General features: G+C 74.1%; 19 protein-coding genes. 12 read left to right on the top strand and 7 right to left on the bottom strand.

Going from position 1 to position 22,460, the window contains the following annotated elements; translation table 11 throughout:
* Nucleotides 1-127: 127 nt before the first annotated feature.
* The gene (locus OG552_RS15095) at nucleotides 128-2,122 is read right to left on the bottom strand and encodes an MFS transporter (RefSeq protein ID WP_443070939.1); all 1,995 of its coding nucleotides are present in this window, start codon (nucleotides 2,120-2,122) and stop codon (nucleotides 128-130) included.
* The gene (locus OG552_RS15090; protein ID WP_329133145.1) at nucleotides 2,115-2,801 is read right to left on the bottom strand and encodes a MarR family winged helix-turn-helix transcriptional regulator; all 687 of its coding nucleotides are present in this window, start codon (nucleotides 2,799-2,801) and stop codon (nucleotides 2,115-2,117) included. The genes OG552_RS15095 and OG552_RS15090 overlap by 8 nt, the downstream gene beginning before the upstream one ends.
* A 49-nt stretch (nucleotides 2,802-2,850) precedes the next feature.
* On the opposite strand from OG552_RS15090, the gene OG552_RS15085 reads away from it, so the two are divergent.
* The 5 genes from OG552_RS15085 to OG552_RS15065 all read left to right on the top strand — a co-directional run bounded on the left by OG552_RS15085 (nucleotide 2,851) and on the right by OG552_RS15065 (nucleotide 6,497).
* Nucleotides 2,851-3,615, top strand: a complete 765-nt coding sequence (locus tag OG552_RS15085) for a dienelactone hydrolase family protein (protein ID WP_329133143.1) — start codon at nucleotides 2,851-2,853, stop codon at nucleotides 3,613-3,615.
* 3 nt (nucleotides 3,616-3,618) lie between these two features.
* Complete coding sequence (locus tag OG552_RS15080; RefSeq protein WP_329133141.1) at nucleotides 3,619-3,891, top strand: DUF6295 family protein; 273 nt, start codon at nucleotides 3,619-3,621, stop codon at nucleotides 3,889-3,891.
* Nucleotides 3,892-4,498: 607 nt separating this feature from the next.
* Nucleotides 4,499-4,849 (top strand): hypothetical protein, encoded by a 351-nt coding sequence (locus OG552_RS15075; protein ID WP_329133139.1) that lies wholly within the window; start codon nucleotides 4,499-4,501, stop codon nucleotides 4,847-4,849.
* Between the two features lie 146 nt (nucleotides 4,850-4,995).
* Entirely contained in the window at nucleotides 4,996-5,274 is a 279-nt protein-coding gene (gene tatA / locus OG552_RS15070; RefSeq protein WP_329133137.1) for a Sec-independent protein translocase subunit TatA, read from the top strand.
* Between the two features lie 116 nt (nucleotides 5,275-5,390).
* Complete coding sequence (locus tag OG552_RS15065; protein ID WP_443070938.1) at nucleotides 5,391-6,497, top strand: PucR family transcriptional regulator; 1,107 nt, start codon at nucleotides 5,391-5,393, stop codon at nucleotides 6,495-6,497.
* Between the two features lie 25 nt (nucleotides 6,498-6,522).
* Here the strand turns inward: OG552_RS15065 and OG552_RS15060 are convergent, their stop codons facing one another.
* Entirely contained in the window at nucleotides 6,523-7,134 is a 612-nt protein-coding gene (locus OG552_RS15060) for a MarR family winged helix-turn-helix transcriptional regulator (protein ID WP_329133133.1), read from the bottom strand.
* A 117-nt stretch (nucleotides 7,135-7,251) separates the two neighbouring features.
* On the opposite strand from OG552_RS15060, the gene OG552_RS15055 reads away from it, so the two are divergent.
* The 4 genes from OG552_RS15055 to OG552_RS15040 all read left to right on the top strand — a co-directional run bounded on the left by OG552_RS15055 (nucleotide 7,252) and on the right by OG552_RS15040 (nucleotide 15,686).
* Complete coding sequence (locus tag OG552_RS15055) at nucleotides 7,252-7,803, top strand: YceI family protein (protein WP_329133132.1); 552 nt, start codon at nucleotides 7,252-7,254, stop codon at nucleotides 7,801-7,803.
* A gap of 312 nt (nucleotides 7,804-8,115) precedes the next feature.
* Nucleotides 8,116-8,835, top strand: a complete 720-nt coding sequence (locus OG552_RS15050) for a hypothetical protein (RefSeq protein ID WP_329133130.1) — start codon at nucleotides 8,116-8,118, stop codon at nucleotides 8,833-8,835.
* A gap of 27 nt (nucleotides 8,836-8,862) precedes the next feature.
* The gene (locus OG552_RS15045) at nucleotides 8,863-10,899 is read left to right on the top strand and encodes a flotillin family protein (RefSeq protein WP_329133128.1); all 2,037 of its coding nucleotides are present in this window, start codon (nucleotides 8,863-8,865) and stop codon (nucleotides 10,897-10,899) included.
* On the top strand, nucleotides 10,896-15,686 hold the full coding sequence (locus tag OG552_RS15040; protein WP_329133126.1) for a DNA repair ATPase: 4,791 nt from the start codon (nucleotides 10,896-10,898) through the stop codon (nucleotides 15,684-15,686). The genes OG552_RS15045 and OG552_RS15040 overlap by 4 nt, the downstream gene beginning before the upstream one ends.
* A gap of 67 nt (nucleotides 15,687-15,753) precedes the next feature.
* On the opposite strand, the gene OG552_RS15035 is transcribed toward OG552_RS15040, so the two are convergent.
* Nucleotides 15,754-16,443, bottom strand: coding sequence for a DedA family protein (locus tag OG552_RS15035; protein ID WP_329133124.1), 690 nt, complete (start codon nucleotides 16,441-16,443; stop codon nucleotides 15,754-15,756).
* Between the two features lie 114 nt (nucleotides 16,444-16,557).
* Here OG552_RS15035 and OG552_RS15030 point away from each other — a divergent pair, with 114 nt between their 5' ends.
* The 3 genes from OG552_RS15030 (at nucleotide 16,558) to OG552_RS15020 (ending at nucleotide 19,467) form a co-directional block, all read left to right on the top strand.
* Nucleotides 16,558-17,016, top strand: coding sequence for a BlaI/MecI/CopY family transcriptional regulator (locus OG552_RS15030; protein ID WP_329133123.1), 459 nt, complete (start codon nucleotides 16,558-16,560; stop codon nucleotides 17,014-17,016).
* A 220-nt stretch (nucleotides 17,017-17,236) separates the two neighbouring features.
* On the top strand, nucleotides 17,237-18,154 hold the full coding sequence (locus OG552_RS15025) for a M56 family metallopeptidase (RefSeq protein WP_329133121.1): 918 nt from the start codon (nucleotides 17,237-17,239) through the stop codon (nucleotides 18,152-18,154).
* Nucleotides 18,155-18,417: 263 nt separating this feature from the next.
* Nucleotides 18,418-19,467, top strand: coding sequence for a DUF2786 domain-containing protein (locus tag OG552_RS15020; RefSeq protein ID WP_329133119.1), 1,050 nt, complete (start codon nucleotides 18,418-18,420; stop codon nucleotides 19,465-19,467).
* A 16-nt stretch (nucleotides 19,468-19,483) separates the two neighbouring features.
* Here the strand turns inward: OG552_RS15020 and OG552_RS15015 are convergent, their stop codons facing one another.
* The 3 genes from OG552_RS15015 to OG552_RS15005 form a co-directional block, all read right to left on the bottom strand.
* On the bottom strand, nucleotides 19,484-20,725 hold the full coding sequence (locus OG552_RS15015; protein ID WP_329133117.1) for an APC family permease: 1,242 nt from the start codon (nucleotides 20,723-20,725) through the stop codon (nucleotides 19,484-19,486).
* A gap of 67 nt (nucleotides 20,726-20,792) precedes the next feature.
* On the bottom strand, nucleotides 20,793-21,887 hold the full coding sequence (locus tag OG552_RS15010; protein WP_443070937.1) for a rod shape-determining protein: 1,095 nt from the start codon (nucleotides 21,885-21,887) through the stop codon (nucleotides 20,793-20,795).
* Nucleotides 21,887-22,429 (bottom strand): DUF7144 family membrane protein, encoded by a 543-nt coding sequence (locus tag OG552_RS15005; RefSeq protein WP_329133115.1) that lies wholly within the window; start codon nucleotides 22,427-22,429, stop codon nucleotides 21,887-21,889. Before OG552_RS15005 ends, OG552_RS15010 begins: the two co-directional genes overlap by 1 nt.
* Nucleotides 22,430-22,460: the final 31 nt, after the last annotated feature.

Below are 22,460 nucleotides of genomic sequence, written 5' to 3'. Positions count from 1 at the left end.
CCGCCTGTGCGCGGTGCGGCTCCGGGTTCGTGCGCGCTGCCCGGCCGTACGGTCCGGCGCCGTCCGCCGTCCGCCGTCCGCTGCCCGCCGTCCGCCGTCCGCGGTCCGCCGCCCGTACGGTCCGGGCTCAGCGCTTGGCGGCCGACCGCTGCTTGTCGCGGCGCTCGGGCGCCGGGTCCAGCACCATCGGCTTGGGCGTGCCGCGCAGCGCCGAGGCGGTCGCGGCCAGCAGTGCCATCCCCGCGGCCGTCGCGAAGACGATCACCAGGCCGTGGTGGAAGGGCGACGAGATCAGGTGCGGGAAGAACTCCTTCCCGGTGAGCACCTCCCGGTTGTGCGCCGGCAGCCTCGCCAGCGTCCCCGACGGCTTGAGCAGCGTCTCGACCGGGTTGATCCCGAGGAACGCGGAGAACACCGTCGACACCGGCGGCAGCCCCGCCGTCTGGTGCGCCACCCCCGCCGGTACGCCCTGCGCCCGCAGCCCCGAGTCCAGCGCGCCCGGCAGCCGGTTGGCCAGGCCGATGATGAGCAGCGAGAAGAAGACACCGATGGAGAGCGAGGTCCCGGAGTTCTGGAAGGTGGACCGCATCCCGGACGCGGCTCCCCGGTGGGTGGCCGGCACGCTGCTCATGATCGCCGAGGTGTTCGGCGCGGAGAACATCCCCGACCCCATGCCGTTGAGCAGGATCAGCAGCGCGAACGCCCAGTAGGGGAAGTCGATCGGGAGCAGCAGCAGACCGACGAAGCTCACCCCGAAGAGCAGCAGCCCGCCGGTGGTGAACCAGCGCACCCCGAACCGGTCGGAGAGCGTCCCGGAGACCGGACCGGCCAGCAGGAACCCGGCGGTCAGCGGCAGCAGGAAGATACCCGCCCACAGCGGCGCGTCCGCGAAGTCGTACCCGTGCAGCGGCAGCCAGATCCCCTGCAGCCAGATGATCAGCATGAACTGCAGACCGCCGCGGGCGACCGACGCCAGCAGCGCGGCCGCGTTGCCCGCCGCGAAGTGCCGGTTGCGGAAGAGCCGCAGAGGGAACATCGGCTGCGGCACCTTCGTCTCGATCACCCCGAAGGCGAGCAGCAGCACCACGCCGCCGATCAGCCCGGCCAGCACCTTGGGGCTGGTCCAGCCCATGGTGTGGTCGCCGTAGGGCTGGATGCCGTAGGTGATGGAGATCAGGATCCCCGCGCAGCCGAGTGCGAAGGTGAGGTTGCCCCACCAGTCGATCCGGGCCGGCTGGCGGGCGGAGAGCTCCCGCAGCGAGCGGTACGCCCAGATGGTGCCGAAGATGCCGACCGGCACGTTCACCCAGAACACCGCCCGCCAGTCCCACGCGGAGAGCAGGCCGCCCAGCACCAGGCCGATGAACTGCCCGGAGAGCGCCGAGATCTGGTTGATGCCCAGGGCCATGCCGCGCTGCCGGGCCGGGAAGGCGTCGGTGAGGATGGCGGCCGAGTTCGCCATCAGCATGGCGCCGCCGAGCGCCTGCACGATCCGCCAGGCGATCAGCCACATCGCGCCCTTGCCGCCGTGCGCCGGGTCGAAGGAGAGCGCCACCGAGGCGAGCGTGAAGACGACGAAGCCGAGGTTGTAGATCTTCACCCGGCCGACGATGTCGCCCAGCCGGCCGAGGCTGACCACCAGCACCGCGGTGACCAGCATGTAGCCCATGATCATCCACAGCAGATAGCTGATGTTCCCCGGGCCGAAGGGGTCCAGGTGGATGCCGCGGAAGATGGCCGGCATCGAAATGATCACGATCGAGGAGTCGACCGAGGCCATGAACATGCCGAGGCTGGTGTTGGAGAGGGCGAGCCACTTGTAGCGGTCGTCCTTCGGCTCGCCCGGCAGGTCCCCGGCGCCCGGCCGGGCGCCGGAGGTCTTCGGGCCGCCCGGGGCTTGTGGGCCACCTTGAGCTTTCCGGCCGGCTTGGTCCTGCGGGTTGCTTCGGGCTTTGCGGGCGCCTGGGCCGGCCTGGTCCTGCGGGCCGCCCGGGGCCTGTGGGCCGCCTCGGGCTTTGCGGCTGCCGTGGCTGCCGTGGCCGTCTTGGCTGCCCGAGCCGCCCGAGCCGCCCTGGCCGTCGGAGCCGGCGCCGGACCGGGTGGACCCAGTGGCCTCAGACACGTCGGGTGATCCTCTCCAGCAGCGGCAGGGCGGCGGCCAGTTGCTCCTGTTCCGCCGGGGTGAGCTCCTCGGTGATCGCCACCGTCAGGCGGCGGGCCCGCTCGCGCCGGGCGCCGTGCAGGCCCTCCAGGCCGGCCGCGGTGAGCGAGACGACGATCCGGCGGCCGTCGTGCGGGTCCTGCTCGCGGGCGACCAGCCCCCGCTCCTGCAGTCGGGAGACGATCGTGCACATCGACTGCGGGCGGATGCCCTCGCCGGCGGCCAGTTCGGACGCGGTGGCCGGCCCTTCGCGGTCGAGGCGGACCAGCGCGGAGGTCTGGGAGAGGGTCAGTTCGCCGTCCGGCCGGAACTGGCGCAGCCGGCGGACGAGCGGGCCGAGCGCGGCGCGCAGGTCGCCTGCGGTGCGTTCGGCGAGGGTGCTCTCCGGGGTGGCGGCCGGGGCGGACTTCGGGGCGGTGGCGGGGGCGGTCTCCGGGCCGGGTGCCGGGTTGGCCTGTGGGTTGGCCTGCGGGCTGGTCTCCGGGCCGGGTGCCGGGTTGGCCTCCGGACCGGTCTCCGGGTTGGTCTCCGGGCCGGGCGGGGCGGGTGCCGGAGCCGCGGCGCCGGCGGGGTCCACCGGGGTCCCCGGGCCGGCGTTCGTGCCGATGTCACCGGCTGTTCGCACGCGGCTGGTTCTCATGATCTTCAGTATAAACTTAACAGTCCAGGCTTATGGTATAGCTGGCGGCATGAGTGAAACCTCTCCTGCCGCCACCGGCTCCCTGACCGCGACCACGATCACCATCGCCGGCGACGGCGACGACCGGATCGAGGCGTACCTGGCCTGCCCCGAGGGCGAGGCGACCCGCGGTGGCGTCGTCGTCATCCACCACATGCCCGGTTACGACCGCGGCAGCAAGGAGATCGCGCGCCGGTTCGCCGAACTCGGTTACGACGCGATCTGTCCCAACCTCTACTCCCGCGAGGCGCCCGGTGCGTCGCCCGACGACGCGGCGGCCGTGGCCCGCGCCAACGGCGGTGTGCCGGACGAGCGGCTGATCGGCGACGTGGCCGGCGCCGCCGCGTACCTGCGCGCGCTGCCCACCTCCAACGGCAAGGTGGGCGTGATCGGTTACTGCTCCGGCGGGCGCCAGTCGGTGCTCGCGGCGTGCAATGTCGACGTGGACGCGGCCGTGGACTGCTACGGCGCCTTCGTGACCGGTACGCCGGGGGCCGACTTCCCGCTGAAGATCACGAACCTGGTGGACCAGCTGCCGAACCTGCGCAGCCCGCTGCTCGGCCTCTTCGGCAAGGAGGACAAGTACCCGAGCCCGGAGCAGGTGGCCGAGCTGACGCAGATCCTCGCCGACGAGGGCAAGGACTTCGAGCCGCACAGTTACGAGGGCGCGGGCCACGCGTTCTTCGCGGTGGACCGCCCCAGCTACAACGTGGCCGCGGCCAACGACGGCTGGGAGAAGATCGCTGACTTCTACGGCCGCCACCTCGGGAGCTGACCCATGTGCACTTACCTCACCGTGAAGGACTCCGTCGACGGCAGCGCCAAGGGCCCCAACGGCTCGTGGTTCCACGTCACCGATGTCACCGTCTACTTCGACCACCCGGTCCACGCGATGGCCGCGCACACGCTGAACATCGACTTCACCGATCCCGCGAAGGGCCCCTCCGCCCGCGTGGCCCTCGAACTCACCGCCACCTCGGCCCGAGCGCTCGTAGCCGCCATCCAAGAGGCCCTCGCCGCCGTCCCCGAAGACCTCCTCACCTCCAACTAGCCCTCCCGGGGGATACCTCGGGAAGCCGGGTTCCCGTCCCCCCACCCCCGCCGCAACTCCGGTACCGCGGGACGCCGGCTCCCGGAGCCCCCGAACTCCCGCCACCGACGGCGTGACGCGAGACACGGGTTGCAGGCGGCGGAGTTGCGGACCCGGGGGCCTTGGGGGGCCGGGTTCCCGTCCCCCCACCCCCGCCGCAGCGGCGGGACGCGAGACGCCGGGTCCCGGCGGTCCCGAACTGCCGTCAGCCGTCGGTGGGCTGTGAACCCGGGGGGCTGCCGGGGGCCTTGGGGGGTCGGCGAGGCCCTGCGTCGCACCGCCGGCAGCTTCCAGGCGGACAGCCACCACCTGGTGGCCGACGGCCACCTCCGCGGCAGAAGGCTGCGCCGCCGTCGGACCGCCGTCGGACCGCCGCTGGACCGCCGCTGGACCGCCGCTGGACCGCCGCCGTCACCGCCGGCGTCGCGGTCTTCGCGCTGGCCGGCGCCGGCGGGGTGCTGGCGGCCGGCGCCGGCGGCAGCCGGGGCAGCGCGGTCGCCGCCCCGGCGAAGCACCCCACCGCCGAGCCGGCGTCCACCGCGAAGCCCACGCACGCGCCGACGCGGCCATGGCCAACGACTGCCCCGTCCACACCCCGGACGGCAGCACCTGCTCGCTGGAAAACCTCGCGGGCGGCCGGCTGATGATCCTGAAGACCTACGAGTACCCCGACCACCGGAACAGCCTGAAGGAGTGGTTTGCGACATTCGTCACGCCGAGCGGCGCCCAGATCGCCGTCGACGAGTACAACTCCGCCGCGGAGAAGGGCAAACCGGTCACCCGCACCGACCCGCCGCTGTCCGCCGCGCAGCTGAAGTCCCTGATCACCTCACCCAAGTGGCAGCACGTGCTGGACGGCCTCCAGCCCCCGGTGAAGTCCCCGAAGGACCTCTCCGCTGACCGGGTCGACGCCGGATGAGATCAAGTCCGGAAGCGGCAGGGTCTTCCCGTTCACGAGCTTTTTGCGCATGCTTTGAGTACCCGGTTGCCGTCGCAGGCGGCTTCCGGGTGACAATGCAGAGGTCGGCCTGTGACTGATCGGCCCTTTAAAGAAGCGAGGATCCCATGTTGCGAAACGGGCTGGAGCCGTGGCACCTGATCGTGGTGGCGATCGTCGTCATCGTGCTGTTCGGTTCCAAGAAGCTGCCGGAGGCCGCCCGCGGTCTCGGTAAGTCGATGCGCATTCTGAAGTCCGAGGCCAAGGCGATGAAGACCGACGAGACGCCCGCCGCCGGCGGCACTCCGGCGTCCTCCACGGTCCCGGCGCCGGAGGCGATCACCCCGAGCGACGTGGTGACCGTGTCCGAGGCCGCCCCGCAGCCCACGGCCACGACCGTCAAGTAATTCCCAAGAATCCCGCCGACCACGGCCGCCGCCGGGCGGATCCGGCAGTCTTGACAGGTTGAGCTCGCCCGGCCCGCCCGGGCGAGCTGCCGCAGGACACGGTTGGGGGGCCAGGGGTGGTGTCGGTGACGGGGGCGGCGGCCCATGCGGTGCCGCCGGAGTTCGTGGCCGGCTTCCCGGAGACCCTGGCGGAGATATCCAGCAGTTGCCGCGCACTCACCCGCACCGAGCGGGAGAGCCGGCGGGCGCTGGGCGAACAGGCAGCGGACGCCGGGTTCGGTCTGCGGGAGCTGACCGCGGAGCACCTGGCCGCGGCCCGCCGTGCCTGGCCGCACCTGCCCGGGGTGGCCGCCGCCCACGACACCGCCGAACTGCGCCGGGTCGGCAGCGCCGTCCTCGCCGCCCTGGAAGTGGGTATCGCCGCCCTCGCCGAGGGCCACGACCGGGCCCACCGGCACGCCGTGCACCGGGCCGCGGCCGAACGCCGGGCCTTTGTGGACGCGCTGCTCTACGGCCGCAGCGACCCCGGGCGGATCGCCGAGCAGGCCGAGCGGTACGGACTGCGGCTGGCCGACCGGCACCTGGTCGCGGTCTCCGTCGCCCCCGCGGGGGACTCCTACGACGCCTCGCATCCGCTGCTGCGGCGGGTGGAGCGCGAGCTGGCCGGGCGGTTCGGCGACCACGACGGGCTGATCGCCCCCAAGGACGGCCGGCTGGTGTGCATCACCCCCACCACGCAGCGCGCGGTGCTGGACGCCTTCGTCAAGCTCACTTCGTCGTACCGGGTGGCGGTCAGCCGTCCGCACAGCGGGGCGCCGGGCGTGGTCCGCTCCTACGAGGAAGCCCTCAGCGCCCTGGAGCTCGCGGACCGGATCGGCCTGACCGCCACGGTGCTCAATGCCGCCGATCTGATGGTCTTCCCGGTGCTGCTCCGCGACCGCGCCGCGATGGCCGACCTCATCCGCAGCGTCCTCGGCCCGCTCGCCCAGGCCCGCGGCGGCGCCGAGCCGCTGCTGGAGACCATCAGCGCTTATGCCGCCGCCGGCTATGTGAACGCCGAGGCGGCCCGCCGCCTCGACCTCAGCGTCCGCGCCCTGTCCTACCGGCTGGAGCGCATCACGGCGCTGACCGGGTTCGACCCGGACGACGCGTTGCAGCGCTACACCCTGGAGACCGCTGCCCTCGGTGCCCGCCTGATGGACTGGCCCGCCAGGCCGCTGTGACCGCGGGGGACGCCGGCGGCCGGGATCAGCGGGGACCGCCGTCCGCCACGGAGAGCGCCGGGGCGGCCCCCAGTGTGGAGGGGCACGTGTCCTCCCCGGTCTCGTCCCCGGCGTCCAGCCCCTCGTCCCCGGGGTCCGCCGAGGAGCAGGCCTGTTCGTCCTCGTCGCGGGCCCGGTCGCAGTCGCTGCGCAGCCCCGCGCTGATGGCCAGTCCGATCTCGCGGAGGGTCTCCAGCTGCTCGGGGGTGAGGACGTCGAAGAGCTTTTCCCGCACGGTGGTGACATGGCCGGGTGCGGCGGCGCTCAGTGCCGCGTAGCCCGCTTCGGTGAGCCGGCAGACCCAGCCGCGGCGGTCGCGGTCGGCGGGGCGGCGCTCGACCCAGCCGTTCTTCTCCAGCGCGTTGACCGCGTGCGACAGCCGGCTGCGCGACGACAGTGACGCTGCGGCCAGGTCGCTCATCCGCAGGCAGCGGCCCTCCGCCTCGGAGAGCCGTACCAGGATTTCGTAGTACGCCATGGGCATGCCGGACTCCCGGCGCAGCTGCCGGTCGATATGGGCGGCGAACTCGGTGCTCGCGCCCATGTACGCCCGCCAGATCTCCTGCTCCGCCTCCGTCAGCCACCGCACATCGTTCATGTGTCCAGCATACGGGTGGTTGAACTCTCAACACCCACTTGCTAGGGTTTTCGTGAAAGCTCAAACATCTCCACCGCGCCATCCCGTACTTCCTGGTCCCCTATAGGAGCCTCCGCAATGACCTCGCAGACCGAAGTGATCGACGGCTACGTCGCCGGTACCTGGACCATCGACGCCGTGCACTCCGACGTCTCCTTCTACGTCCGTCACCTGGGTGTCTCCAAGGTCCGCGGTCACTTCGCCACCTTCGAAGGCACCATCGTCACCGCCGAGGACCCGCTGGAGTCCACGGTCTCCGCGGTCATCAAGACCAGCTCGGTGAGCACCAACAACGAGATGCGGGACAACCACGTCCGCAGCGCCGACTTCCTGGACGTCGAGCAGTTCCCGGAGCTGACCTTCACCTCCACCGCGATCCGCCCGCAGACCTCCGAGCTCTTCGAGGTCGACGGCGACCTGAGCCTGCACGGCGTGACCAAGCCGGTCACCCTCAAGCTGGAGCTGAACGGCTTCGGCAAGGGCATGGACGGCAACGCGATCGCCGGCTTCTCCGCCGCGACCGAGATCAGCCGCACCGAGTTCGGCGTGACCGGCGGCGCCGCCGGTGCCGCGGTCAGCGACAAGATCCGTATCGCCCTTGAGGTCGAGGCCATCCAGGCCCAGGCCTGAGTCCCGCACCGGCCCGCTCCCGACGGCCGCCGCCCGCGCCCACCCGCGCGGACGGCGGCCGTCGGCGCGTCTGCGGTCATCTGCCGCCATCTGCCGCGATCCGCCCGTGCCTGTCGTCGGTCGAGCCGGCGCCGCAGGCCGGCGAGTACGGACTCGGGCCGGTGACGCGCGGAGCCGCCGCACGGTTGCGGCCGCATCCAGGACGTGCGGAAGCCGTCAAGACTGCCGGAATCCGGCAATGCCGAGCAGGCCCCCCTGCTGCCACGATCGCTGCGGCGGTCGAAGAGCCACACGGGGGGAGGCGCGCGGGGAATGGGGGAGTTCACCAGCGTCGTCCTCGGCTTTCCGACCGTCCTCTACGGCGGGGGACTGGTGGTCGTGATCGGCTACTGGGCCGGTGTGCTGATCGGGGTCGCCGACGCACACGGACCCGGCGCCGGCCACGGCCACCTGGCCGCCGCCCACCACGGGGGACCGCACGCCGGCCACGGCGAACCGCACACCGGCCGGCACGGTGAGCACGCCGGGCTGCTCGCCGCGGCCGGTCTGGACGGCGTACCCGTCCTCGTCGTGCTCTCGCTGCTCACCGCGCTCGGCTGGTTCCTGAGCCTGGCCGGCTCCGTGGCCCTGGACGGCGCCGGGCTCGGCGGCGGCCCGCGGACCGCGCTGGACGTCGCCCTCCTCGGCGCCGCCCTGCTCGGCGCCTGGCCGCTGACCTGGACGCTGGTACGGCCGCTCCGCCACCTCTTCCCCGCCGGCCGGCCGCCCTCCCGCACCGACTTCCTCGGGCTGGTCGGTGTGATCCGCACCGGGACCGTCACCGACCGCTTCGGCCAGGCCGAGGTCGCCGCGGCCGACGGCTCCACCGCGATCGTCCAGGTCCGCCGCTCCCCCCACGACGCGCACGACGCGCACGACGCGCACGACGCGCACGACGACCTCGCCGCGGGCCGCACCGCACTGCTCTACGCCTACGACGCCGAGGGCGAGTTCTTCTGGGCCGCCCCCTTCGACGCCCCCGACCCCACCTGACACACCCGCTTCGTCCGAGGACCCGCCATGGATGCCACCGCCATCGGGATCGGCGTACTCGTCGCCGTTCTCGCCCTCATCGCACTCGGAGTGCTCTTCACCGTCAGCCGGCTCTTCCGCAAGGTCGAGCAGGGCCAGGCGCTGATCGTCTCCAAGACCAGGCAGGTGGACGTCACCTTCACCGGCGCCGTCGTCCTGCCGGTCCTGCACAACGCCGAGCTGATGGACATCTCGGTGAAGACCATCGAGATCCAGCGCACCGGCCGCGAGGGCCTGATCTGCCAGGACAACATCCGCGCCGACATCCACCTCACCTTCTTCGTCCGGGTCAACAAGACCAAGGAGGACGTGGTCAAGGTCGCGCAGGCGATCGGCACCGAACGGGCCAGCCACCAGGAGACGTTGCAGGCACTGTTCAGCGCGAAGTTCTCCGAGGCGCTCAAGACGGTCGGCAAGCAACTGGACTTCGTCGACCTCTACACCCACCGGGAGAGCTTCCGGGACCGGATCATCCAGGTCATCGGCACCGACCTCAACGGTTACCACCTGGAGGACTGTGCGATCGACTTCCTGGAGCAGACCCCGCTCACCCAGCTCGACCCGGCCAACATCCTGGACGCGCAGGGCATCCGGAAGATCACCGAGCTGACCGCGATCGAGCACGTACGGACCAACGAGTCGCAGCGTACCGAGCAGAAGGAACTCACCCGGCAGAACGTCGAGGCCCGCGAGACCATCCTGGAGCTGGAACGCCGGCAGGCCGAGGCCGAGATCAAGCAGCGCCGGGAGGTCGAGACGCTGCGGGCCCGCGAGGAGGCTGCCACCTCCCGGGTCCAGGAGGAGGAACGGCTGGGCTCCCAGGGCGCGTTCCTCCACACCGAGGAGGCGCTGGGCGTCCAGCGGGAGAACCAGGCCCGTGAGATCGCGGTCGCCCAGAAGAACCGCGAACGCGTCATCGCGGTGGAGAGCGAACGCATCGAGAAGGACCGCGTGCTGGAGGTCATCGCCCGCGAGCGGGAGACCGAACTCGCCCGCATCTCCAAGGAGAAGGAGGTCGAGGGCGAGCGCCGCGAGGTCGCCGACGTGGTCCGCGAACGCATCGCGGTGGACCGTACGGTCGCGGAACAGGAGGAGTCGATCAAGCACTTGCGGCTCGTCCAGGAGGCCGAGCGCGAACGGCAGGCCCTGGTCATCACCGCCGAGGCCCAGGCCCAGGAGAAGCTGGTCAAGGACATCAAGGCGGCGGAGGCTGCGGAACAGGCCGCCCAGCACAAGGCCCGCGAGTCGCTGACGCTCGCCGAGGCCCGCAAGCGCACCTCCGAGATGGACGCCGAGGCGAAGATCCGGCTCGCCGAGGGCCTGCGGGCCGAAGCCGCGGCAGCGGGGCTCGCCGAGGTCGAAGTGCGCGAACGCGGCGCCGAGGCGATCAGCAAGGTGGGCGCCGCCGAGGCGGCGGCCACCGCGGCCCGGCTCGGCGCCGAGGCCGAGGGGGCGCGGCTGCTCGCGCTCGCCGCCGCCGAGGGGACCGCGGCGCAGGCCACCGCGGAGGCCGCGATGATCGGCGAGAAGCTGAAGGCGGAGGCCGCGGGACTCACCGAGAAGGCCGCCGCGATGGCCGCCCTGGACGACGCCTCTCGCGGCCACGAGGAGTACCGGCTGCGGCTCGCCGCGGAGAAGGACATCCGGCTGGCCGGACTCGACGCCCAGCGGCAGATCGCCGAGGCGCAGGCCACCGTGCTGGCCACCGGCCTGGAGAAGGCGGACATCAGCATCGTCGGCGGTGAGTCGGTCTTCTTCGACCGGCTGCTGAACGCGGTCAGCGCGGGCCGCACCGTCGACTCCTTCGTCGCCAGTTCCGAGACCGCCCAGGCCCTCGCGGCGCCCTGGCTGGACGGCTCCGGCCGCTTCACCGAGGACGCCACCCGCGTCCTGGCCGCGCTGGGCGCCAACAACAGCGCCGGCCTGGCCAGCCTGCTCTCCCGCCTCACCGGCCCCGACACCCAGCCCGTCCCGCCCGCGCAGCCGCCGCTCAGCGGCATGGCGAACGGACTCGTGACCACGTGACCGCCGAGCACGACACCCCGGCGCCGCCCGCCCCGGGCGGCGCCGGGGGTGAGCCGGAGGTACGAGTGGACGCGGACGTCTACGACGTACTGCGGGCCCGGCTGGGCGGCGCCGCCAGGGAGCTGGCGAAGCGGGCCGAGGCGCTGAACCGGGAGCGGCAGCGGGTCTTCGGGTCGGCGCAGCTGCGGCTCGACGGGACCGAACGGCTCCGTACCGAGCGGCCGTCGCTGCCCGCCGACGTGGCGCCGGTCGGCCCGTGGCTGCTCTTCGCCGCCAACCCGGCAGCGGTCACCGACGTCTCCGACGTCTTCCGGCTCCGGCCGGCGCCGGGAGGAGCCGCCGGCCTCCCGGAGCCGCACGGCCTGCTGGACGATCCCCAATTCGTCCGCGACTTCGGTGAGTTGTACCGCTACTACCGCGAGACCCGGGTGCTGCGGCTGCGCGTCGAGGAAGGCCGCCTGCTCGCCGTCTTCCGTACCGGCCCCGCGCCGGCGGACGTCCGGGCGCTCGGCTGGCGGGTCGGCCGGGACGGTGCCTGCTCCTACGAGGGCGCGCGCCGGGAGGCGGACCCGGCGCCGGGAGCCGGCGTCGTCACCTGGCTGCCGGTCGCCCGCGAGCACGTCGTCCCCGGGCGGCGGCCGCACATCGCGGTGACCGGCGCGGACGGCGGCACCGTACAACTGACCACCACCGGCGGGACGCTGCGCATCCGCACCGGCGAGACCGGTTACGAGGAGCCGGTCGAGGACGCGCTGCAGTCACTCGCCGACGCGCAGGCCGCGTACGCCGTCGCCGGACCGCTTGTGCTGCTGCGGGTGCGGCCCTACCACGAGGACACCGACCGCCACTTCGTGGTCAACACCCGTACCGGGCGGGTGGAGCGGATCGACGCGCTCGCACAGGTCTGCCTGCGGCTCCCCGACGAGCAGGGTGTGGTCTTCCCGGGCGGCTGCGCGCTCGCCGCCGGCGGCATCCGCACCTTCGACCTCGGTGTCGAAGTCCTCGGCGGCGGGCTGGAGTTCGAGCGGCTGGTGCGGTCGGCCAACGGTGAGGACGTGCTGTACGTCTTCCACGCCGCGGCCGGCGGGCGCCTGCTGCTGCCGTACAACCTGATCCGTGAGGAGGCAGGAGCCCCGATGCACGTCCAGGGCTGCGCGCTCTACGAGGACGGCACGCTGCTCGTCCTGCGCCCGGCGGACGGCGCGGAACCCGCCCGCGTGCACACCCTCCAGCGCTGGCGGAGCCCCTTCCTGGCCGACACCTGCGCCGCCGCCCAGCCGGTCGGCGACGGACCGCTGGAACGGATCGGCAACCCCGACCTGGTACGGGCGGTGGCCGACGCCCTGTCGGTGGCCCGCAGCGCGCTGGCGCCCGAGCCGGCGGCGGCCGTCCACGAGGCGCTGGTCGCCGCCGCGGAACGCGTGCTGGACCGCCACCACTGGCTCGCCGACCCCGGCACCGGGAACCTCGCCGGCCCGCTCACCGAGGTCCGCGACACCGGACGGCAGGTGCTCGCGGAGTACGCCCGGGTGCGGGACGCCACCGCCCGGGCGGCCGCCTCCGTCGAAGAAGCCGCACGGGCGGTCACCGCGCTGGGCCGGCGCATCCGCGGCGAGGCGTCCGACGACGACCCCGCCGACGCCTGGGTGGCCCGGCTCACCGAGCTGCGCCGCGCCCACGGCCGGCTGGTGACGCTGCGGGACGTGCGCCACGCGGACCAGGACCGACTCGACGCCCTGGAGGCCGAGCTGGCCCGGGAGACGGAGGCCGCGACCGCCCGGGCCGCCGCCTGCTTCGCCGACGAGCGCGCCTTCGACGGCTACCGGGCCCGGGTCGCCGCCACCGCCGCCGAGGCGGCCGAGATCACCACCTCCGCCGCCGCGGAGCCGCTGGCCGCCGCGCTGGACGAGCAGGCCGCCGGCCTCACCACCGTCACCGGCACCGCCGGCACCCTGCGGATCGCCGACGCCACCGTACGGACCCGGATCCTGGAACTGGCCGCGGACGTCCTGGGCTCGGTGAACCATGCCCGGGCCGTGCTCGACACCCGGCGGCGCGAGCTGTTCGGCGTCGAGTCCGCGGCCGAATTCGCCGCGGAGAGCGCCTTGTTGGCGCAGGACCTCACCGGGGTGCCGGCCGCGGCGGACTCACCGGAGCGGTGCGAGGAGGAACTGGCCCGGCTGCTCGTCCAGGTGGAGAACCTGACCACCCGGTTCGCCGGCGCACCGGAACGCGTCGCCGCGCTGGACGCCCGGCGCGAGGAGATCCACCACGTCCTCACCACCCGCAAGCAGGCGCTCGCCGACCAACGCGCCGAGCACGTCGAGCGGTTGACGGCGTCCGCGGCTCGCGTTCTTGACAGCGTCCGGCGCCGGGCCGCCGCCCTTGCCACCCCCGACGACGTCAACGCCTTCTTCGCCGCCGATCCCCTTGTCGCCGAACACCGCCGTCTGACCGGCGAGCTGGGCGCGCTCGGGCAGGCCGCACGCGCCGCGGAACTCACCGCGGCCCTCGCCGCCGCCCGCCAGGACGCCGACCGCACCCTGCGCGACCACCTCGACCTCTACGAGGCCGGCGGCACCGCCATCCGGCTGGGCGCCCACCGCTTCGCCGTCAACCCGCAGCCGCTCGGCCTCGCCCTCGTGCCCCACGGCGACGCGATGGCCTTCACGGTCACCGGCACGGACTACCTCCGCCCGGTGGCGGAGGCGGAGTTCGCCGCCACCCGGCCCTTCTGGTCCCGCCCGTTGATCTCCGAGTCGCCCGGCCTCTACCGGGCGGAGTACCTGGCGGGCTGCCTGCTGCTGGACGGCGCGGTGCGCGGGACCGTGGACGGCGCGGCGGAGGGAACGGCGAGCGCGACCGTGGACCGCGGGTCGCTGAGCGAGGTTGTGCGGGAGGCGATCGCGGCCCGCCCCGCCGAGGGGTACGAGCGCGGGGTGCACGACCGTGACGCCGTACGCATCCTTGCCGCGCTGGCCGAACTGGCCGCCGGGGCCGGGTTGTTGCGGCACCCCTCCGAGGTGCGGGCGGCGGCCCAGGTGTTCTGGACCTACGGCGCGGACCCGGCCGCCTGGGCCCTTTGGGGGACGCGGGCCCGCTCACTGGCCCGGGCGGCGGCCACGCTCGGGCAGGGCCACGCCGGGACCGCCGCGCTCGCCGCGGAGATCAGCGCGGCGGCCGAGACGTATCTGGACCGGGCCGGACTGCCCAGCGGCGGACCGGTCGGCGCCTACCTGGTGGCCGAACTCGCCGACGGGGAGACCGGCTTCGTCGTGGGGCCGGGCGCCGAGGCACTCCGGGAGGAGTTCACCGCGGCGCTCGGCGGCCCCGAAGGGGTGCCGTACAAGGAGTTCGCCGCCGATCTGGAGGCGCTGGGGGCGGACGTGGGCGCCCGGTGGCAACTGGCCGCGGCCTGGCTGGGCGGCTTCCCGGCCGACCCGGGCGACCGCGCCGAAGCCGTCGCCGGACTGGTCTGCGGCGCCCAACTCCTGCGCTACCGGCGGCCGGAGGCGCGGGTCGCCACGACCGTCGACGGGCTGCTCGGCGCCCACCCCCGCGTCACCGGCGGGCGGTTGCCGCTCCGGCTGGACGAACTCCTCGCCCGGGTCGGCCGCTTCCGCGACCACGACGTGCCCGCATACCGCGCCTACCAGCGGCAGCGCGCCGCCCTGGTGGCCGCGGAGAGCGACCGCCTGCGCCTGGCGGCCTACCGCCCGCGTCCGGTCGGCGGCTTTGTCCGCAACCGGCTGCTCGACGAGGTGTACCTGCCGCTGGTCGGCGACAGCCTCGCCAAGCAGTTCGGCGCCCCCGGGGGCCTGTTGATGCTGATGTCACCCCCGGGATACGGCAAGACCTCGCTGATGGAATACGTCGCCGCCCGCCTCGGCCTGGCCCTGGTCGGTGTCTCCGGCCCGGCGCTCGGCGGTTCGGTCACCTCGCTCGACCCGGACCGCGCCCCGGACGCCGCCGCCCGCCGCGAACTGGAGAAGATCGACCTCGCGCTCAGCCTCGGCTCCAATGTGCTGCTGCACCTGGACGACATCCAGCACACCTCCCCTGAACTGCTGCAGAAGTTCATCCCGCTCTGCGACGCCCAGCGCCGGATCGAGGGCGCCCGCGGCCCCTACGACCTGCGCGGCAAACGCTTCGCCGTCTGCATGTCCGGCAACCCGTACACCGAGTCGGGCCGGCTCTTCCGGGTCCCCGACATGCTCGCCGGCCGGGCCGACGTCTGGAACCTCGGCGACGTCCTCACCGGCCGCGAGGACCTCTTCGCCCTCAGCTATCTGGAGAACGCGCTCACCGCCAACGACACCCTCGCCCCGCTGGCGGGCCGGGACCGCGGCGACCTGGAACTCCTGATCCGGCTCGCCGAGGGTGATCCCACCGCCCGCCCGGACGACCTCCAACACCCCGTCCCGGCCGGGGACCGGACCCGCGTGCTCACCGTGCTGCGCCATCTGCTGCGCGCCCGCGGCACCCTGCTCGCCGTCAACGCCGCCTACATCGCCTCCGCCGCCCGGGCGGACGAGTCCAGGACCGGGCCGCCGTTCCTGCTCCAGGGGTCGTACCGGGACATGGCGCGGATCGCCGGCCGGATCACCCCGGCGATGAACCAGGCAGAGGCGGACGCGGTGGTCACCGACCACTACCGGGCACAGGCCCAGACGCTCGCTTCCGGCGCGGAGGCCGCGCTGCTCCAGCTGGCCGCCCTGCGCGGGACGCTGACCGCGGAGCAGGCCGCCCGCCGGGCGGAGGTCGACGCGCGGTATCCGCGGCGGTGACCGCCGCCCGGCCGTGGGGGCCGGCCGTGGGGGCCGACCGAAGCCCGACCGGGGGCAGCCGGGGCCCTCAGAGCCGCTCGGGCGCCGGCTCCCGCTCCGCCGGCTGCTCCGTGCCGGACCGTTCCTGCTTGCGGCCCCGCCACACCTCGACGGCCAGCGGCGCCAGCGACACCACGACGATCAGCGCCACGATCGGCAGCAGGTAGGTGTCCACGTGCGGGATCGACGAGCCGAGCGCGTATCCGCCGAGCACCAGGCCGACCGTCCACACCGCGCCGCCGATGACCTGCCAGAGCGCGAAGGTGCGGGCCGGCACGTTCAGCGCGCCGGCCAGCGGGTTGAGCACCGTGCGGACCACCGGGATGAAGCGGCCCAGTACGACGGCCTTGGCGTGGCCGTAACGCTCCAGCAGTTCCGCCGCCCGCTCCGCGCCCTGGTGCAGCTTGCGGTTGCGGCTCCTGGCCAGCAGCGCCGTTCCGCCCCTGCGTCCGATCAGGTAACCGGCCTGCGCCCCGAGCAGCGCGCCCGCCAGTGACGCGATCAGCACCTGCCACAGCGAGAGGTGCACTACGTCGGACGCGCCCGAGACGCTCAGCAGGCCCGCGGTGAAGAGCAGCGAGTCGCCGGGCAGGAAGAACCCGATCAGCAGACCGGTCTCGGCGAACATCACGACCGCGATGCCGATGGCGCCGAAGGAGGAGAGCAGGGAGGTCGCGTCCAGGACGTTCACGGCCTGGTCGAACATCGGAAGGGGCATGACGGTGAGGCCCTCTCATAATGGGTCCAGGGGCCGCGGCGAGGCTCCCTGCATGACTACAGTGGTGTAGTCGGTCTACAGAACTGTAGGCGACTGAGCGGGAAGGGGCGATCCATGCCGGACCTTACGGGGCCGGACGGCGGCGCGGGTCGCCGTCCGGCGGGCGAACTGGAGGCGAGCGTGCTCGCCGCTCTCTGGGCGGCCGGCGGCCGCGCGCTCACCCCGGCCGACGTCCAGCGCGACCTCGGCACCGATCTGGCGCGGACCACCGTGACCACCATCCTCGCCCGTCTGCACGAGAAGGGCACGGTCAGCCGCACCCGGTCCGGGCGCGGCTACGCCTATCTGCCGGTCCAGGACTCCCCGGGGCTCGCCGCCCGCCGGATGCGCACCGAACTCGACAAGTCCGCGTCGGACGACCGCGGTACGGTGCTGGCCCGCTTCGTCTCCGGCCTCGACCCGTCCGACGAGGCGGTGCTCCGCGAGCTGCTGCGCGAGGCGGATCCCCCCGAGGACGTCCCCCCACCCCCGCGCCCTGCCCCGTCCCCGCGCGGTACGGGGGAGGCGTCATGACCGCGGGCGTGCGGGTGCTTTTCGGGGGCGGGGGTCGGGTCGCGGGGGCTTGGATGGGTGGGGCGGGTGGCTTCGTCGGCCCGTCGCCGCGGGAGTTTTCCGGGGGCGGGGGTCGGGTCGCGGGGGCTTGGGTGGGCGGGGCGGGCTTTGTTGGCCCGTCGCTGGGAGTGCGGGAGTTTTCCGGGGGCGGGGCGGGCGTGCGGTGTGAGGGGGAGGCCGGGTGAACCTCATCGTCTGGGTGCCGCTGCTGTTGCCGCTGCCGGCCGCTCCCGCCGCCCGCAGGCTGGCCGAGGCGCTGCCGCCGCGGGCCGCCGCGTGGCTCCTCGCCGCCTCGGCGGGCGCGCTGGCCGCGTGCAGTACGGCGGCGCTGGCGCTGCTGGCCGGGGCGGGAGCGCTCCGGCTGCCGCCGGTCGCCGCGCTCGGCCACCTGGTCCTGCCGGTGGTCGGCGACCAGGTGACCGTACCGGCGGCCTGCGTGGCTGCCGGGCTGCTCGCGGTGGTCGTGGTCGCGCTGCTGCGCACCTTGCGGCGGCACGTCGTCGAACCGGCCAGGGCCCGGCGGGCCGCCGCGGCGACCGGTACGGCCGCGGGTGACCTGACGGTGCTGCCCGACGCGGTGGCGGACGCGTACGCGCTGCCCGGGCGGCCCGGGCGGATCGTGGTCACCAGCGGGATGCTGCGCGCGCTGGATCCGGCCGAGCGGGAGGCGCTGCTCGCGCATGAGCGGGCGCATCTCGCCGGTCGCCATCACCTTTTTCTGACCGCGCTGGCGGTGGCGTGCGCGTGCCATCCGGCGCTGCGGGTGCTGAGTTCGCCGCTCTCCTTCGCGTTGGAGCGCTGGGCCGACGAGAGCGCGGCGGCGGCGGTCGGTGACCGGCGGGTGGCGGCGCGGGCGATCGGGCGGGCGGCGCTGGCCGCGACGCGGCCGAGTGCGGCGGCGCTCTCGGCGACGGCGGGGCCGGTGCCGCGGCGGGTGGCGGCGCTTCTCACGCCGCCGCGGGTGGGGGTGCGGGCGCCGCGGGTGATTTCGGCGGTGCTTGTCTCTTGCGTTGCGCTTTCTGCGGGGTGTGCGGTGGAGGCGGCTCACCAGCTCCACGGGTCGATCGAAGTGGCCCAGGGAGAGTCCCTGCGGGGCTAACCCCCCACCCGGGGGGTGCGGTGCCGGGTGGGGGCGCGTTGTGGTTGCTCGCGCAGTTCCTCGCGCCCCTTTCGGGGCGCAGGTTCCTCTGCCCGAGCGGACACGAGCCCCGAAGGGGCGCGGGGAACTGCGCGACCAGCCATAGACGGGGCCGCACCCGGCAACGAACGAGCAGTCCCCCGGGCCGGGCCCGTTCGGCCGGGAGGGGGTTGCGCGTGGTGGAGGGCGGGGGGCCACGGGCCGGCCGGCGGGAGAATGGGTCCGTGGACGCATTCGACGCGGCGTACGGAAAGGCCCTCGCGGCAGGCGGCGCGGAGGCCGAGGTCGACACAGCCGCCTCCGTGCTCGCCGCCAGCGGCGACGCGTGGAGCGGGGTCGCCGGGGAAACCGCCCGGCGGGTTCTGCGGGAGTGCGCCGCCCGCGGCTGGGCCGAGCCGGACCTGCTGCGGATGGTGGACCGGGAGCTGACCGCCCGGCACCGCCGGGCCGCCACCGCACTCCCCGGCGGCGCCCGCGGCGCCCCCCGCACCGCCGACGACCTCGCCGCGTTCGCCACGCGCGAACGGCTCGACCGGTTCTCCGCCGCCGTCCTCGCCGTCGACGTGCTGTGCCTGTACGGGCGCCTGCCCCGGATCACCGCGCTCGCCGCGCCGCGGGACACCCCCCGCACGGACACGGAGAGCAAGGCGCTCGGGCGGATCCGCGCCCTGCTGGCCAAGGCGGAGTCCACCGGCTTCCCCGAGGAGGCCGAGGCGCTGTCCGCGAAGGCCCAGCACCTGATGGCCCGGCACAGCATCGACGAGGCACTGGTCGCCGGAGGATCGGCCGGCGGCCCCGGCGCCCGCCGGATCGGCGTGGACCGCCCCTACGAAGGCGCCAAGGCGCTGCTGCTGGACGCCGTCGCCGAGGCGAACCGCTGCCAGTCCGTCTGGTCCGCCGACTTCGGCTTCTCCACCGTCGTCGGCCACGCCACCGACCTCGACGCGGTCGAACTCCTCTACACCTCGCTGCTCGTCCAGGCCGACCGCGCCCTGCACCGCGGCGCCTCCCGCTCCCGCGACTTCCGCGAGTCCTTCCTGATCGCCTACGCCGCCCGGATCCGTGAACGCCTCACCGCCGCCGCGGCCGAGGAGACAGCCGGGTACGGCGCTCCCGGCCTGCTGCCCGTCCTCGCATCGCGGGACCTCGCGGTGCGGACCGAGACCAAGCGCCTCTTCCCCTCGACCACCACCTCCCGGCTCAAGGGCCGCGACCCCGAGGGCTGGCGGCACGGCCACTCCGCCGCGGACGAGGCCACCTTCCACCGCCCCTGACCGGGCGCCCGGCGCGTCACCCCCGGGGCCGCAGGTAAAGGGGCCGCAGGTAAAGCAGCGCCCCCGCGCCCACCACCCCCGCGCCTGCGGCCACCGCGGCCCACGGCAGGCTGACCGCGAGCACCGCGCAGCCGGCCAGGCCCAGCACCGGGACGGCCGGCGGGGGACGGCCCTCGGCCGGGGCCAGCCGCAGGGCGCTCGCGTTGGCGATGGCGTAGTAGAGCAGCACCCCGAAGGAGGAGAAACCGATGGCGCCCCTGAGGTCGGTGAGGAGCGTCAGGAGGAGGACGACCGCGCCGACCGCGAGTTCGGCGCGCACCGGGGTGCCGCGGTGCACGGCCGCCAGCGCGGCCGGGAAGTGCCGGTCCCGCGCCATCGCCAGCACCGTCCGGGAGACCCCGAGGACGAGGGCGAGCAGCGAGCCGAGGGCGGCGACCGCGGCGCCGCAGCGGACCACCGGCGCGAGGCCGGGAACGCCCGCGGCCCGTACCGCGTCGGCGACCGGCGCCGCAGAACCGGCCAGCCGGCCGGGACCCAGCACCACCAGCAGTGCGACCGCCACCGCCGCGTACACCGCGAGCGTGATGCCGAGGGCGAGGGGGATCGCCCGCGGGATGGTCCTGGCCGGCGACTTCACCTCCTCGCCGAGGGTGGCGATCCGGGCGTACCCGGCGAAGGCGAAGAAGAGCAGCCCGGCGGCCTGCAGCAGCCCGCGCCCGGAGACGTCGCCCCAGGTGAGCCGCCCGGCCGAGGCCCCCCGCGAGGACAGGCAGACGCTGACCGCCGCGACCAGCACCGCGAGTGTCACCGCGACGATCAGCCGGGTCAGCCAGGCCGCCTTGCGCACTCCGAGGCAGTTGACCGCGGTCAGCGCCACCACCGCGGCCGCCGCCACCGCCTGCCGCTCGTGCGGCCACACGTACTGCCCGACGGTGAGCGCCATCGCCGCGCAGGACGCGGTCTTGCCGGCCACGAAGCTCCACCCGGCGAGGTAGCCCCAGAAGGGGCCGAGCCGCTCGCGCCCGTAGACGTAGGTGCCGCCCGACTGAGGGTGGCGGGCGGCCAGCCGCGCCGAGGAGGTCGCGTTGCAGTAGGCCACCACCGCGGCGAGCGCCAGCGCGGCGAGCAGTCCGCTGCCCGCCGCCCGGGCCGCCGGGCCGAAGGCCGCGAAGACCCCCGCTCCCACCATCGCCCCGAGCCCGACGACCACCGCGTCGCCCACACCCAGCCGCCGTTCAAGACCCGCCTCGTTCGTCACGCGCGCATGATGCCAGCCGAAGATGACGGAAAGGCCCCGGCGGCGGGGCTTTTCCTGCGGGGTCGGGTTACCGCGTGGCCAGCGGGTCCATCGGCATCGGCCGTACCTTGCCCTCGATCATCGCGCCGAGGCCGCGTACGGCGACCGTGTCCGGGTTCGGCGCGATGTGCACCGGCATCCCGGTTGCCTGCCGCAGCATCAGGTCGAGTCCTGGCATCTTCGCGCTGCCGCCGGCCAGCATGATGCCGCGGTCGGCGAGGTCGGCCACCAGATCCGGCGGGCAGTGCCGCAGCACGGTGGTGATCGCGTCCAGCACCGAGGTGAGCGGGGTGCGCATGGCGTGCCGTACGCCCTCGGTCTCCACCAGCACCGAGCGCGCCAGGCCGCTGATGACGTCCCGGCCGTGCACCTCGGTGGTCTCGGTGCCGCCGGAGGCGGGGCCGCCGAGCATCTGGTGCAGCGGGCGGACCGACTGGCTGGGCAGCATCAGTTCGTGGCGGTTGCGCAGGTGTTCCACCACCGCCCGGTCGATGGCGTCGCCGCCGACGGGTACGGTCTCGGCGGACACGATCGACCCCAGTGACAGCACCGCGACCTGGGTGGTACCGGCGCCGCAGACCACCACCATGGTGGCCTCGGGGTTCTCCACCGGCAGTCCGCAGCCGACCGCGGCGGCGATCAGGGTGTCCACCATCTCGACCCGGCGCGCGCCGAGTCCGTAGAGCGTCTCGACGGCGGCCCGGCGGGCGATCGGCTCGCTGCCGTGCGGCAGGCAGATCGCCGCCCGCATCACCGGCATGCCGCGGAGCACCGACAGCCGCAGCCAGCGGCGGCCCAGCTTGTCGCCCAGCACGTGCCGCAGCATCCGCTGGGCCATGGCGATGTCGACCACCGCGCCGCCGGCCACCGGGCGGGCCACCCGGATGTGGGCGGGGGTGCGGCCTGCCATCATCTCGGCGCGGGCGCCGACCGCGATCAGCGCGCCGGTGCGCACGTCCACCGCCGCGACGCTCGGCTCGTCCACCACCAGGCCGCCGCCGCGCAGGTACACGCGGGTACGGGCGGCGCCGATGTCGACCGCCACCGAGCAGCGGCGCAGTTGGTCCAGGGTCGGGATCAGCGCGATGTCCCCGCTGTCCCCCAGGTTCGCCAGGCTCGTCATCACAGCGCACCACCGGCCGCTGTCCTGCGGTGCCCTGTACGGCCGTACGTGGCCAGGGACCAGATCACGAAGATGTCGATGGCGATCAGGATCACCGCCCAGACGGGCTGGTACGGCAGGAAGATGAAATTGGCGATCATGCTCAGACCGGCGATCAGGATGCCGGTCCAGCGGGCCCACTCGGCGCCGCGCAGCACCCCGTAGCCGACCAGGAACGCGATGACGCCGATGACGAGGTGGATCCAGCCCCAGGCGCGGGCGTTGAACTTGTACGTGTAGGAGCCGTGGGTGACGACGTAGACGACGTCCCGGGAGATGCCGGCGATGCCTTCCAGGATCGCCAGGATGCCGGCGATCAGCAGCAGCGTGCCGGCGAAGGCGGTGCCGCCCGCCGCCCAGGCGGTACGGGTCTCGTCGTGGTGCGGGTGCCGGCCGCCGGGCGGGGTGTGCGCGGGAGTGGGGCCCGTGGGGGTCGGCCCGGTCGGCCCCGGGGGCTTCGAACCGGGCGGCGGAGGTTGCGAAGGGGGGTCCTGCTGGCTCATGACGGGCTCCCGGGAAAGCGACGGCGTCCAC

The organism is Streptomyces sp. NBC_01476, assembly GCF_036227265.1.
In the GTDB taxonomy this organism is placed as follows: domain Bacteria; phylum Actinomycetota; class Actinomycetes; order Streptomycetales; family Streptomycetaceae; genus Actinacidiphila.
This window is presented reverse-complemented; position numbering and strand designations above follow the sequence as displayed.

Bases quoted from the DNA above. Each gene is read 5' to 3' on its own strand.
- OG552_RS15045 (WP_329133128.1), top strand. From the start codon at position 8,863: ATGGATGCCACCGCCATCGGGATCGGCGTACTCGTCGCCGTTCTCGCC.
- OG552_RS15085 (WP_329133143.1), top strand. From the start codon at position 2,851: ATGAGTGAAACCTCTCCTGCCGCCACCGGCTCCCTGACCGCGACCACG.
- OG552_RS15035 (WP_329133124.1), bottom strand. From the start codon at position 16,443: ATGCCCCTTCCGATGTTCGACCAGGCCGTGAACGTCCTGGACGCGACC.
- OG552_RS15030 (WP_329133123.1), top strand. From the start codon at position 16,558: ATGCCGGACCTTACGGGGCCGGACGGCGGCGCGGGTCGCCGTCCGGCG.
- OG552_RS15055 (WP_329133132.1), top strand. From the start codon at position 7,252: ATGACCTCGCAGACCGAAGTGATCGACGGCTACGTCGCCGGTACCTGG.
- OG552_RS15050 (WP_329133130.1), top strand. From the start codon at position 8,116: ATGGGGGAGTTCACCAGCGTCGTCCTCGGCTTTCCGACCGTCCTCTAC.
- OG552_RS15005 (WP_329133115.1), bottom strand. From the start codon at position 22,429: ATGAGCCAGCAGGACCCCCCTTCGCAACCTCCGCCGCCCGGTTCGAAG.
- OG552_RS15010 (WP_443070937.1), bottom strand. From the start codon at position 21,887: ATGACGAGCCTGGCGAACCTGGGGGACAGCGGGGACATCGCGCTGATC.
- tatA (WP_329133137.1), top strand. From the start codon at position 4,996: ATGTTGCGAAACGGGCTGGAGCCGTGGCACCTGATCGTGGTGGCGATC.
- OG552_RS15075 (WP_329133139.1), top strand. From the start codon at position 4,499: ATGGCCAACGACTGCCCCGTCCACACCCCGGACGGCAGCACCTGCTCG.
- OG552_RS15090 (WP_329133145.1), bottom strand. From the start codon at position 2,801: ATGAGAACCAGCCGCGTGCGAACAGCCGGTGACATCGGCACGAACGCC.
- OG552_RS15080 (WP_329133141.1), top strand. From the start codon at position 3,619: ATGTGCACTTACCTCACCGTGAAGGACTCCGTCGACGGCAGCGCCAAG.
- OG552_RS15060 (WP_329133133.1), bottom strand. From the start codon at position 7,134: ATGAACGATGTGCGGTGGCTGACGGAGGCGGAGCAGGAGATCTGGCGG.